At 60.8% G+C, this 12,209-nt stretch carries 13 protein-coding genes; 4 read left to right on the top strand and 9 right to left on the bottom strand.

What is annotated here, in order from left to right; translation table 11 throughout:
- Positions 1-75: 75 nt before the first annotated feature.
- Complete coding sequence (locus AC4CWH_RS03640) at positions 76-1,173, bottom strand: calcium:cation antiporter (RefSeq protein WP_491320427.1); 1,098 nt, start codon at positions 1,171-1,173, stop codon at positions 76-78.
- Between the two features lie 180 nt (positions 1,174-1,353).
- Here AC4CWH_RS03640 and AC4CWH_RS03645 point away from each other — a divergent pair, with 180 nt between their 5' ends.
- A complete protein-coding gene (locus AC4CWH_RS03645; RefSeq protein ID WP_491284266.1) occupies positions 1,354-1,620 on the top strand; it encodes a DUF2188 domain-containing protein in 267 nt (88 codons plus the stop codon).
- A gap of 5 nt (positions 1,621-1,625) precedes the next feature.
- Here the strand turns inward: AC4CWH_RS03645 and AC4CWH_RS03650 are convergent, their stop codons facing one another.
- Positions 1,626-2,528, bottom strand: coding sequence for a LysR family transcriptional regulator (locus tag AC4CWH_RS03650; protein ID WP_491320428.1), 903 nt, complete (start codon positions 2,526-2,528; stop codon positions 1,626-1,628).
- Positions 2,529-2,616: 88 nt separating this feature from the next.
- On the opposite strand from AC4CWH_RS03650, the gene AC4CWH_RS03655 reads away from it, so the two are divergent.
- Complete coding sequence (locus AC4CWH_RS03655) at positions 2,617-3,675, top strand: NAD(P)H-binding protein (protein WP_491320429.1); 1,059 nt, start codon at positions 2,617-2,619, stop codon at positions 3,673-3,675.
- A gap of 74 nt (positions 3,676-3,749) precedes the next feature.
- Here the strand turns inward: AC4CWH_RS03655 and AC4CWH_RS03660 are convergent, their stop codons facing one another.
- The 4 genes from AC4CWH_RS03660 to trxB form a co-directional block, all read right to left on the bottom strand.
- Positions 3,750-4,871 carry an alkene reductase gene (locus AC4CWH_RS03660; protein ID WP_491320430.1) on the bottom strand — a complete coding sequence of 374 codons (1,122 nt, stop codon included), beginning with the start codon at positions 4,869-4,871 and terminating at the stop codon, positions 3,750-3,752.
- Between the two features lie 52 nt (positions 4,872-4,923).
- The gene (locus AC4CWH_RS03665) at positions 4,924-5,220 is read right to left on the bottom strand and encodes an ArsR/SmtB family transcription factor (RefSeq protein WP_491320431.1); all 297 of its coding nucleotides are present in this window, start codon (positions 5,218-5,220) and stop codon (positions 4,924-4,926) included.
- 582 nt (positions 5,221-5,802) lie between these two features.
- A complete protein-coding gene (locus tag AC4CWH_RS03670) occupies positions 5,803-6,699 on the bottom strand; it encodes a LysR family transcriptional regulator VtlR (RefSeq protein ID WP_377296595.1) in 897 nt (298 codons plus the stop codon).
- A gap of 8 nt (positions 6,700-6,707) precedes the next feature.
- Complete coding sequence (gene trxB, locus AC4CWH_RS03675) at positions 6,708-7,682, bottom strand: thioredoxin-disulfide reductase (RefSeq protein WP_491320432.1); 975 nt, start codon at positions 7,680-7,682, stop codon at positions 6,708-6,710.
- A gap of 499 nt (positions 7,683-8,181) precedes the next feature.
- Here trxB and AC4CWH_RS03680 point away from each other — a divergent pair, with 499 nt between their 5' ends.
- Together AC4CWH_RS03680 and AC4CWH_RS03685 are read left to right on the top strand one after the other, a co-directional pair.
- Positions 8,182-9,207 (top strand): glycosyltransferase, encoded by a 1,026-nt coding sequence (locus tag AC4CWH_RS03680; RefSeq protein WP_491320433.1) that lies wholly within the window; start codon positions 8,182-8,184, stop codon positions 9,205-9,207.
- 108 nt (positions 9,208-9,315) lie between these two features.
- Positions 9,316-9,783: an Lrp/AsnC family transcriptional regulator gene (locus AC4CWH_RS03685; RefSeq protein ID WP_210104473.1), complete on the top strand. Its 468-nt coding sequence runs from the start codon at positions 9,316-9,318 to the stop codon at positions 9,781-9,783.
- A 24-nt stretch (positions 9,784-9,807) separates the two neighbouring features.
- Here AC4CWH_RS03685 and AC4CWH_RS03690 read toward each other — a convergent pair whose 3' ends face one another.
- Genes AC4CWH_RS03690 through greA form a run of 3 tightly spaced genes read right to left on the bottom strand, consistent with a single transcriptional unit; the run spans position 9,808 to position 12,194 of the window.
- On the bottom strand, positions 9,808-10,623 hold the full coding sequence (locus tag AC4CWH_RS03690) for a glycosyltransferase family 25 protein (RefSeq protein ID WP_491320434.1): 816 nt from the start codon (positions 10,621-10,623) through the stop codon (positions 9,808-9,810).
- A 13-nt stretch (positions 10,624-10,636) separates the two neighbouring features.
- Complete coding sequence (locus tag AC4CWH_RS03695; protein WP_491320435.1) at positions 10,637-11,695, bottom strand: glycosyltransferase family 4 protein; 1,059 nt, start codon at positions 11,693-11,695, stop codon at positions 10,637-10,639.
- A gap of 22 nt (positions 11,696-11,717) precedes the next feature.
- Positions 11,718-12,194: a transcription elongation factor GreA gene (gene greA / locus AC4CWH_RS03700; protein WP_491284275.1), complete on the bottom strand. Its 477-nt coding sequence runs from the start codon at positions 12,192-12,194 to the stop codon at positions 11,718-11,720.
- Positions 12,195-12,209 lie beyond the last annotated feature (15 nt).

Genomic DNA, 12,209 nt, shown 5'->3' on the forward strand with positions numbered 1-12,209 from the left:
AGGCGGGTTCGCAGGTTGAATCAGATGCCTGTCAAGTTGAGTCGGCTTTGGATCCTAAGCGCCTGAAATGACGAATTAAAGTCCGAGCATGGTCAGCATCAGGAACGTGGCAAACAGCACGAAATGGGTCATCCCCTCGATGGCGTTTGTTTCGCCATCATTGAGGTTGATGGCGGCTGCAATCAGGGTGATCGTCACCATCACCGTCTGCACCGGCGTCATCGCCATGATGAAGGGCTGGCCCGTATAAAGCGCAATCGCCTCCATGACTGGCACGGTGAGGATGACGGTCGAGAGCGAGGCGCCCATGGCGATATTGACCACGGCCTGCATGCGGTTGCGAAGTGCTGCCCGGAGCGCCGTCAGGATTTCCGGTGCCGCCGAAATGGAGGCGACGATCACCGCCATCAGGGCAGGCGGCGCGCCGCTTCCCTCAAGCCCGGTATTGATGAAGGCGGACATGAACTCGGCAAGCGCTCCGATCAGCACGACACCGATGAGGATGATCACGATGGAGCGCGTCGTCGAGCTTTCGCTGTGCTCCTGCTCCGGGTGCTGAGGGTCCGCCGATGGCTTGGCGCGCGGATAGCTGTAGCTGAAGAAATAGCTGTGCGGCCCCACCTGCATTCTAAGGAAAAGCCCATAGAGCGCAATCATCGCGCAGATGGTGAAGGCGGAATAATAGTGCCAGCGATCCGACGGCACGAATTCCGGCACGATCATGGAGATGCCCATGGCGGTCAGGATCATCACGCCATAGGTCTTGCCGGAATTGTCGTTATAGGGCTGCTCGCCGTGGCGGAGGCCGCCGAGCAGGGCTGCAAGGCCCAGAATGCCGTTGATGTCGATCATCACAGCGGAATAGATCGTGTCGCGCACCAGCGTCGGCGAGCTTTCTGAACTCATCAGGATCGCGAGAATGATCACCTCGACCGCCACGGCCGACAATGTCAGGATCATCGTGCCATAGGGATCACCAACCTTGTGCGCAAGAATTTCCGCATGATGAGCAACCCGGGTGGAGACGAGCACGATGACACCGATCAGGGCGGCGGCGGCAATGATCGAGACGAGCTTTCCCGCCTCCAGCACCGCATGTTCAGCCAGATAGGCGGCAATCGCCACGAACAGAGCGACCAGGAGAAATTTTTCCTGCTTTACCAGTGATGTCATGTGCGCTTGTACTCCCGGCCACTCAGGCGCAATCTATGGCGGTGGCTGCAAGGTTCAAGCTGCGCCGCCCATGCAGGTCTTCGCCCGCCCGTGAAAATCCTTTTAGGGAACCGCGGGCGCGCTCGGCCATTTGCCGCTTGGACATTGTTTCAAGAAGAACAGAAACTCAGGAGGAAAACCATGACGAAGGTCGTTTACAAGGTCGTTCAACACGATGGCGGCTGGGCCTACCGGCTGGGCGACGTCTATTCCGAAACATTCGCCACCCATTCGGACGCCTTGCAGGCCGCGCGTATCGTGGCTGCCGAACAGCAGGTGGGCGGCGATGCCGAAGAGATCAGCTGGCAGGATGCCGCCGGCATCTGGCATGTCGAATACAGCGATGGCGGTGACCGGCCGGAAGCCGAAGTGGAAGATATGGAGCCTGATGGCGACCGGGCGCGCTGACGCTGTCAGACGCCTCGCACATAATCGATCAGCCCTTCGCAGAGCGCATCGAACACTGCTCTGCAACGGGGCGATTGCCTGAGGTTCTCGTGCATGGCAACCCACGTATCGAGTGACAGGGAAAAATCCGGCAGAAGCCGCACGAGGTGCGGCTGCCGTTGCGCAAGCTTCACCTGGCAGATGCCGATGCCCGCTCCCGCGCGGATTGCCGAAAGCTGGGCAAGGTTACTGTCGGTGCGGTAGGTCCAGTGAAGGTTTTGCGGAAAGTCCGGCGCCTGTTGCCGGATGCTTTCGATGCTGGCCCGGATAAAAGCCGTCTCGTGGTCAAAACCGACCATGTGGTGCTGCGTCAACGCCTTGAGATCCGCTGGACTGCCCTTGCGATCCAGGTAGCTGCGGGCTGCGTGAAGTCCAAGTTCGATCGTTCCGATATGGCGGGCCACCAGCGCATCCTGCCGCGGTTTTGTCATGCGCACGGCAATGTCTGCCTCGCGGCGCAAAAGGTCATGGAGCGTGTCGGACAGGGATAACTCCACGGACAGCCGCGGATAGGCCGCCTGCAACTGCGACAGGATCGGCGGTAGAACCTCCACACCGATCACGTCACTGGCGCTGATGCGCACCACGCCTTCCACAGCGCCGATGGCGCTCGATGCCTCGCGCAGCAGTGCCGCAGCCGTGGTGGAGAGACTTTCCGCATAGGGGCGCAACGCTTGCGCCGCATCGGTGGGGCGCAAGCCCTGTTGCGAGCGCGTGAACAGCGCATGACCCAGCGCCTGCTCCAGTTCATCGATATGGCGCCCGACGGTCGGTTGCGTCAGCCCGAGCGTGCGTGCAGCCGCCGAGAGGGACCCGGTTTCCAGAACAGCCAGCAGCGTTCGGTAGAGGTTCCAGTCCGGATCATTCATTTTTGAATAGACACCATAACATTTCCGCCAATTTCATATAGCGCTAAGGCACAGGATACTCCAGTCCGTCAGACCGAAGGAGTTTCCAATGACTGCCCCCCACGTAACCGAGAACGCCTCCACCACCCTTGTTGCAAAACCCATTGCGCTTGTCCTCGGCGCCACCGGAGGTATCGGCGGAAGCGTCGGCCGCCGTCTGGTCGCGGACGGATGGCATGTGCGTGCGCTGCACCGCAAAGCGCTGTCCGTTGCGCCGAGTGAACCGTCATTTCAATGGGTAACGGGAGATGCCATGAACGGCCGCGACGTGCTGGAGGCGTCGAAAGGAGCACAGGTTATCGTGCATGCGGTCAATCCCCCCGGCTACCGCGACTGGGGTAAGCTGGTTCTGCCGATGATCGACAATACGATTGCTGCGGCAAAGGCCTGCGGCGCGCGCATTCTTCTGCCCGGCACGGTTTACAATTTCGGGCCGGACGCCTTTCCAATTCTGGACGAAGACAGTCCGCAGAACCCGTTGACAGTCAAGGGTGCCATTCGTGCCGAGCTTGAGCACCGGTTGCACCGCGCAGCAGAAGACGGCGTACCGGTGCTGATCGTGCGGGCGGGAGACTTTTTTGGGCCGGGGGCCGCAAGCAGCTGGTTTTCGCAAGGTCTGGTCCGGCCCGGCCGGCCTGTCACCCGTGTCATCCGACCGGCAGCGCGGGGCATTGGCCATCAGTGGGCCTATCTGCCGGATGTGGCCGACACCATGGTGCGGCTGCTGGGGCAGGCAAGCCGTATGCCGCTTTTTGCTGTCTTTCATATGGATGGTGTCTGGGATGAGGATGGCGAGCGGCTGATTGATGCCATTGCGCGTGTGACCGGGCGCACGCCGCGCCAGCACAGGTTCCCCTGGTGGCTCGTGGGCATGGCGCGCTCGGTCGTGCCGCTGTTCCGGGAGCTTTGGGAAATGCGGTATCTGTGGGCAACACCGGTTCGAATGTCGAACGGGAAGCTTCGCGCATTTCTGGGTTTTGAGCCGCACACACCGCTCGATACGGCGATCCGCGAAACCCTCATTTCGCTCAAATGCCTTGAACCGCAGGCTGGGCCGGTGTTCGGCAATGGTGGGAAGAGGCTGCCCAAGACCGCTTTGCCCCGCTAGCCACGGGCGTTTTGTTCAGCTCGTCCCCGATAAAAACGAGGCCCGCAATGTGCGGGCCTCGCAAGCGATCAGGATTACTCGGCTGCTTCCAGCGTCGGATAGTCGGTGTAACCTTCCGCGCCGCCGCCGTAGAGCGTCTGCGGGTTGATGTTGTTCCAGGCCGCGCCGTCCTTGATGCGGCGCACCAGGTCCGGATTGGCAATGAACGGCTTGCCGAAGGACACGAGGTCGGCCTTGCCGCTGGCAACAGCCTCTTCTGCCGTCTCGGCCGAATAACCGTTGTTCAGCATCCAGGCGCCCTTGCCACCGGCATCGACATAGGTTGCCTTGAAGGCGGCGTAGTCGAAGCTGGTGCCTTCGTACTGGTGGTCGCGCGGGCCGCCGGTTGCACCTTCGATCACGTGGATGAAGGCGAGGTTGCGGGAGGCGAGCGCCTTGACCAGCGTGTTGAACACTGCCTGCGGATCACTGTCGCTGACATCGTTGGCAGGCGTCGTCGGCGAAAGCCGAATGCCGGTCTTGCCGGCGCCGATGGCGTTCACGACAGCATCGACCACTTCCAGCGTCAGGCGGATGCGGTTTTCGATCGAGCCGCCATAGGCGTCCGTGCGCTTGTTGGCGCCGTCCTTCAGGAACTGGTCGAGCAGGTAACCGTTGGCGCCGTGGATTTCGACACCGTCAAAGCCGGCATCGACGGCCGCACGGGCAGCCTTGGCGAAATCATCGGCAATGCCTGGAAGTTCGGAAAGCTCGAGTGCGCGCGGTTCGGAGGTTTCAGCAAATCCGCCGCTGCCATCTTCGTTCAGGATATAGGTCTTCGACTTCGCCGCAATGGCGGAGGGGGCAACGGGGGCGGCACCGCCCGGCTGCAGTGACACATGCGAGATGCGACCGACATGCCAGAGCTGGGCAACGATCTTGCCGCCGCGCGAATGCACGGCATCGGTGATCTTCTTCCAGCCTTCCAGTGCTTCCGGCAGATAAAGGCCGGGCACATCCGCATAACCCTGGCCCTGATGGGTGACGGCAGTGCCCTCGGAAACGATGAGGCCGGCGGTGGCGCGCTGTTCGTAATAAACGACGTTCAAATCGTTCGGGATCGCCTTCGGCGAGCGGTTGCGCGTGAGCGGCGCCATGACGATGCGGTTCTTGAGGGTAAGATCCCCGAAGGTGACGGTGTCAAATAGTGTCGGCATGAGAATTCCTTTTGCGTATTGGGCTTGGGAGGAGGAGCCGGGCGACGGGCGCTTAAAGCGTGTCGCCAAGATGGGAGACGAAGGCGCGGATCATGTCTTCGTCGCGATGGTAGAAGGTCCATTGGCCAACCCTGGTGATCTTCACGAGACCGGCCTTTTCAAGGGTCGCCAGATGGGCGGACACGGTAGACTGCGACAGGCCGCAGCGCTTTTCGAACTGGTTGGCGCAAATGCCCATGTCGAGCGGATGCGCCTGCGAGGAAAAATGCGCCTCCGGCTGGCGCAGCCATTCGAGAAACTCGACGCGCACCGGATGCGACAGGGCTTTGAGGATTTCGGTGCGGTCCATGGCCTGATCTCTTATATCGTCCATAACCGATATATGGATCGATATTTTCCGATTTAAAGAGGGGAAGGGGATCGGCCGCCAAAAAAAATGGGCCGCCGGATTGCTCCGAGGCCCAAAGTTATGAAGGTTTAAAAACCTCCAGAGGGGAACAGCCGGCGCGGGCAACGAGGGGATGTTACCAAGTGGCGCCAACTGTCATCAATATGGGGGTGGGGTTTTACAGAAGCAAGTGCTGTGCCGCGCTGCCGGTCGATATTTCCGCTGACATGGACAAGGCACAGTTAAAAAAAGAGGGCCACCGGATTTCTCCAGGGCCCTTTAAATTGTGAAGGTCAAATAACCTCCAGAGGGGAACAGCTGCTGCGGTGGAACTGGGAGGAAAAGCCACCATGTGCATCAGCTGTGTGCGATATGGTTCTTTATTGTGCAGCGAACAATCGGTTTTTGTGCAGGCCAGCCATGCGTTCGGCGCAAGGGTTGCCTATTGAGCTGTCGTCAATTGTAGGTTCCCGCACCCAAGCCCTTGGAAAGGCATGATTTTGTTAACCGGTTGCGTTGGCACTGTTTTGCCCGCGATGTTTTTCAGAAGTTCCAGTTTCTGGCCTTGGCGACGATAAAGTCACGAAACACCTTCAGTTTGGCAGCGTTTTTCATCTCGTCGGGGTAACAGAAATAGGTGTCGAACGAGGGAATGTCGGCATTGATGGCAAGCTGGATGAGTCCCGGATCGCGTCCGACGATGTAATCCGGCAGCACGGCGATGCCTATCCCCAGCAGGCAGGCCCGCTTGATCGAGGTCTGGCTGTTGATCTGCAGGTGCGGCAGGCGCGGATTGTCGGAATTGCGGCCGGCATATTCCAGCCAGTTCACATCCAGCAGATAATTGGGGGCAGGCTCCCCGAAGGTGATGATTCGGTGATCGTCGAGATCCTCGATCGTCTGCGGCTCGCCAAACCGGTTGATATAGGAGGGTGCTGCGTAAACGTGCATGTGCACGGTAAACAGCTTGCGCTGGATAAGGTCGGATTGCTGCGGCTGGCGCAGGCGGATGGCGCAATCGGCGTGGCGCATGTTGACGTCCAGTTCCTCGTTGTCGAGGATCAGTTGGATGGCCATTTCCGGATAGAGTTGGAGGAATTCCTGCACCTTGTCGGTGAGCCAGCCCTGGCCGAGACCGACCGTCGTCGTTACGCGCAGCTTGCCGCTCGGCTTTTCCGTCGTCTCCGTCAGCTGCATCTTCACCGTTTCGAGCTTCAGCAGCACGTCATGGGCGGTGCGATAGAGAAGTTCGCCTTGCTCGGTCAGGATCAGGCCGCGCGCGTGGCGGTGAAACAGCTTGACCCCGACATCCTGCTCCAGCGCGCTCACCTGCCGGCTGATCGCCGATTGCGACAGATGCAGCTTGTCGGCGGCATGGGTGAAGGAACCGGCTTCGGCGGCCGCGTGAAAAATGCGTAACTTGTCCCAATCGAGCGGCACGACCATCTCTACTCTGCCGCTTCGGCGAGCGGCAGGATGCCCGCAAGGTAACGTTCGGCCTCAAGCGCTGCCATGCAGCCGAGCCCCGCGGCGGTGATCGCCTGGCGGAACGTATCGTCCGTAACGTCGCCGGCGGCAAACACGCCGGGCACGTCGGTCGCCGTCGAATCCGGGGCCGTCCACATGTAGCCGTTCTCCTTCAGCCTGACCTTGCCCTTGAACAGTTCGGTTGCCGGCGCATGGCCGATGGCCACGAACACGCCGTGGATCGGCCGTTCGGCGACCGCGCCGGTCTGCGTATTGCGCAGTTTTACGCCCGTCACCGACGGCGGCATCGGCGGCTTTGCGGCATCGCCGGTGATTTCGGCCACTTCCGTGTTCCACAACACTTCGACATTCGGGCGCTGCATCAGGCGCTCGCGCAGGATCTTTTCCGAGCGGAAACTGTCGCGGCGATGCACGACCGTCACGGACTTGGCGATGTTCGACAGGTAGAGCGCCTCTTCCACCGCCGAATTGCCGCCGCCGACGACGATCACGTCGCGGTTGCGATAGAAAAAGCCATCGCAGGTGGCGCAGGCCGAGACGCCAAACCCCTGAAAGTGTTGTTCGCTTTCGATGCCGAGCCATTTTGCCTTGGCGCCGGTCGCGATGATCAGCGTATCGGCCGTCCACACCTGTCCGGAATCGGTCTTCACCACGAAGGGACGTGTGGACAGTTCCACCTCGGTCACCAGGTCGTTGATGATCTCGGTGCCGACGTGATGGGCCTGCTTCAGCATCTGCTCCATGAGGAACGGCCCCTGGATCGGATCGGCAAAACCCGGATAGTTTTCCACATCCGTGGTGATCATCAACTGGCCGCCCTGTTCCATGCCGGCAATCAGCACGGGTTTCAGCATGGCGCGCGCGGCATAGATTGCCGCCGTATAGCCGGCAGGCCCGGAGCCGATAATGAGAACCTGCGTGTGACGGGCAGACATGGATGGTTTCCTTTCGAAGAGCGGCATTGGCGCGAGCAAGCGGAACACATGACCATCAGGCGGTTCCCGGCCGGTGCGCCTTTAAGTCCTCCATTTATGAACGTTCCATGCCTCAATTCAAGGGCAGCCCTGCGTTGAACGGCGGGCTGGCGCCTTTACGCACAATAATGATGCCGCAAAGGCCTTTGTTTCCGGCTCTCCGCACAGATTTTTCGCTCGGATGTCGGTGCTGCTGGCTGCGCGCGCATTCGCCATGGCAATCCGCTATGTGCAGTCAGGGAGTTTTTCGCCTGCCAATATGCGCGGAGCCGCTGCCGCCCATGCGCCGTGTTTTCCAGCCTATCCCTGCTTGACCCTTGTCTCCCGACCTTGGGTTGTGTAAGGCGGGACTTTCTTTCGCAGCTGGCGAGAGTGGATCCACGACAATTGAGGGGAAGATACCGCCGGGGGCGGGGCGTGCAGGAGAAATCCGAAAACCCCTGCGGTGCTTTGAGAGCGCATGAAAATTACGCATTTTCATTTTGGCACCGATGGCGGTGCCGAGAGATTTTTCGTTCATCTGGTTCGGGCATTCGAGGAGCGGGGGCTTCAGCAGACCGCCATCATCCGGCGCAACCGCCGCTGGCGCGCCGAGATCGAACAGCAGGCGCGCATCATCGAACATGATTTTCGCAGCCGCACACTCGGCCGGGTCATCCTGCCCTACAGCGTCAGGCGTCTGGTGCGCAGGGAAAAGCCGACGGCCATCATGGCGTGGATGCCGCGCGCCAGCAAGCTGATGCCGGCGGTCAAGGGGCCCGTGCGGATCTGTCGGCTCGGTGACTATCCCGATCGCCTGAAGGAGTTCAGGAATGTCGATATCCTCGTGTGCAACACGCCGGGCATCGCGCGCCATGTGCGCGATAATCTCGGCTGGACGGGCGGGGTGGAGGTGATTTCCAATTTCACCTCGCAAATACGGGTGGAACCACTTCAGCGCGCCCTCCTTGATACGCCGGAGGATGCTTTCGTGGTGATGGCGATGGGCCGGTTCGTCAAGCGCAAGGGGTTTGACACGCTGATCGCCGCTATGGCCAGCGTGCCCGGTGCCTATCTCTGGCTCTGCGGCGATGGCGAAGAGGCCGATGCGCTGAAACAGCAGGCGCAAGTGCTGGGCATTGCTGCGCGCACCCGCTTCATTGGCTGGCAGGAAGGCACGCGCCCGTTTCTGGCGGCTGCCGATACGCTGGTCATGCCGTCCGCGCATGAGCCTCTCGGTAATGTGGTGCTGGAAGCCTGGGCGCAGAATGTGCCGGCCATTTCCAGCCGCTCGGAAGGGCCCTCGTGGTTCATGCGCGACGGCGACAACGGTCTGCTCGTCGATATCGGCGATGTCGAGGGCTTTGCTGCGGCCATCCGGCAGATCATGGCAAGCAGGACCCTTGCCGGACAGCTGTCCTCTGGAGGGCAGCAAACGCTGGAGGCGCAGTTTTCAAGAAAAGCCGTCACCGACGCTTATCTGGATCTCTTTGCGCGCGCCAACTGACGCAAGCATCGAAAGATTGATGCGCACTGAGGACATAATGTTGCGTGAAATCCTTGCGTTCGCTGCGCCTTTGGCTAATACCAAGCCGCAAAACGACAGGGGTTGTCCGTGCTTAAAGCCGAACTTGATGCCATTGATATCAAAATTCTGCGCGAACTTCAGCGCGACGGTCGCATGACCAATGTCGAGCTTGCCGAGCGCGTCGGCATCTCGGCGCCGCCCTGCCTGCGCCGGGTGCGCAAGCTGGAGGAAGCCGGCATCATCGAAGGGTACGCCGCCATCCTCAACGGGCCGCGGCTTGGTTATGACCTCGTCGCCTTCTGCCTTGTCGGGCTGAAGCACCAGTCGGAAAGCAACCTGAAGGCCTTTGCAGCGCTGGCGCAAGGCTGGACGATCGTGCGCGAAGCCTGGATGGTCTCCGGAGACAGCGATTTCCTGCTGCGCTGCACCGCTGAAAACCTCACCAACTTCCAGGATTTCGTCATCGAGGTTCTCGCCGCCAATGAGCACGTGGACACGGTGCGCACCATGCTGACCATCCGCCAGGTGAAGAAGCTGGGTCTGGTGGAAGTGTGATTGTGCCGCTGCTTGCCGTCTGCGCTACCGATCGCGGTCTGACGCGAGCATAACCTTCACGTTCCGGCGGTCCGTCAGCGGGTTGAACGGCAGCCCGGCAATCGCAAAGCTTGCCTGTTCGCCAAGCCTGCCGATCTCCCGTGCGGCCTTCTGTAGAAGGGTTTTCTTCTGCTTCTTTTTTTCCAGCGCCCAGGCGCGCACGATCTCGCCGCCAAGGCCAAGCGGCTGCGTCGTGACGAACTGGTCCTGGATGCAAAGCGCCGGGATCGTCTGGTAGATTTTGAGCTGTGAAAACAGCGGCGACACAGGATCGAAGATCAGGTGATCGACGGCGCGATGGCTTTTGCCGATGGCGCCGAGCAAAAGGCGTGCGGCCTTTGGCGTGACGATGTAGCCGGCAGCCCCCAGATGGGCGCTGCGCAGCACGGAAAGCGACAAACCTGCGACGTGAAGGTTTTTGCGCGAGACGGCAATCGTCCGGCCGGTGGTTTCGATCTTGACGATATCGGCCTCTGCGGGAAGCCAGGAGAGATCGGCGAGGAGCTTTTCCGCGCCCGGCGCCAGATGGATGTCATCCTCGAAGATGACGCCGGGCAAACCGCTTTCGGCAATCCGCCGCCAGGCCTCGCGCTGGCTTAGGAGAATGCCGACTTCGCCGACCGACAGAACCAGGCTGCCATCAGGATGGCTGGTTGACCAGGCGGCCAGCGTTTCCGGTGAAAGCGTTTTCCCGTCCGCCGCTTCGATGCGCTGAAAGGCAAGGCCGCGTTCGCCAAGCAAAGCCTGCATGCGCGCCATGCGGTCTTTTGCGCGATCAAGGTTGATGACATAGATCGTCATGAAAAATGCGGCCTCATCGCGCGTCCAGAAGCGCGCTGTAAACGGCGCCGATGGCCTTTGCCTCGCGTTCGATGGAAAAGTTTTCGGTGACATGGGCAAGGGCTGCGGCTCCCTGCTGACGGCAAAGATCCGGCGCGGCAAGGTAAGGTTCGATACCCTCGACAAAACTGTCGAGCACGCCGCGCTCCACCATTTTGCCCGTCACGCCATCGAGAATGAGTTCGGCAAAGGCGCCGACATCGGCGGCAATAACAGGCACGCCGCTGGCCATGGCCTCGAGCGGCGTCAGCCCAAAGCCTTCCCAGCGCTGGGGAGCAACGAAGAGGTCCAGCCCGCGATACCAGTCGTTGATATTGGTGTGCTCGCCGACAAACAGGATGCGGTCGGCAAGGCCAGCAGCCGCGACGCGGGCTTTCAGATCATCCTCGAAGGCGATGTGCTTGGGCGTGGCGCGGCCGGCAATGACGGCATTCCATTCGGGATGATCCGGCAGAAGGCGGATCATCGCATCAACGAAGAGATCGGTGCCCTTCTGGTGGCGGACCCGGCCGAAACAGCCGACATGATGCTTTTGCGGATCAAGCCCAAGGCTTGGCTTTGCCGAGGCCTTGTCTGCGGCAGGCGAAAAGCGATTTAAGTCAATGCCGTGCAGAATGACGGTGCTGTCCCGCTCCAGGTAGGAGGCGGTTTTCTGGCACACCGCAATCACCCGGTCCATGCGGGCAATCAGACCCTTCGTCCAGCGGGAATGCTTGCGCTGCGAGGCGGAGGTGAAGAGGAGTTTTAGCGGCATGCGGCAGACATCGCGCAGAAAAATGCCCGGAAGCATTTCGATATTGCGCCGTGCATGCCAGATTCGGTGGCGACGCCCTTCAGGCGGCGTCCAGAGGTGCCGGAGGTCGCTTGCCGTCATGGAAGGCAGAGAAGCGGGCAGGCCCGGCCCGAAGGTGACAACCTTCTGGCCGAGACGGTTCTGCACCGGAACAAGCTGGATCACGGTGGAGGTGACGCCCGACAGCCTTCGCTTGAAGTGCGGGGCGATCACCTCGACCTGTTGCAGGGAAGGGGGCACGGCGAACGCCTGCTTTGCCGGATCAGCCCCAGTTGACCGCGAGGATCTCGTAGGCCTTGGAACCGCCGGGGGCGACCACTTCAATGCTGTCGCCGGCTTCCTTGCCGATCAGCGCGCGGGCGATCGGTGAAGAGATAGAGATGCGGCCTTCCTTCACGTCGGCTTCCTGGTCGCCAACGATCTGGTAGATCTTTTCCTCGTCCGTATCCTCGTCGATGAGCTTGACCGTGGCGCCGAACTTGATCTTGGAACCGGACATCTTGCTGAGGTCGATCACCTCGGCGCGGGCCGTCAGGTCTTCCAGTTCGGTCACGCGGCCTTCATTGTGGCTCTGCGCTTCCTTGGCGGCGTGGTATTCGGCATTTTCCGAAAGGTCGCCATGGGCGCGTGCTTCCGAAATGGCCTCGATGATGCGAGGACGTTCCTCCTGTTGGCGCCAGCGCAGTTCTTCCTGCAGCTTGGTGAAACCGGATGGAGTCATCGGGACCTTATCAACCATTTTCCTTAACCCTCA

It is taken from the genome of Neorhizobium sp. PAMB6716 (genome assembly GCF_058242805.1).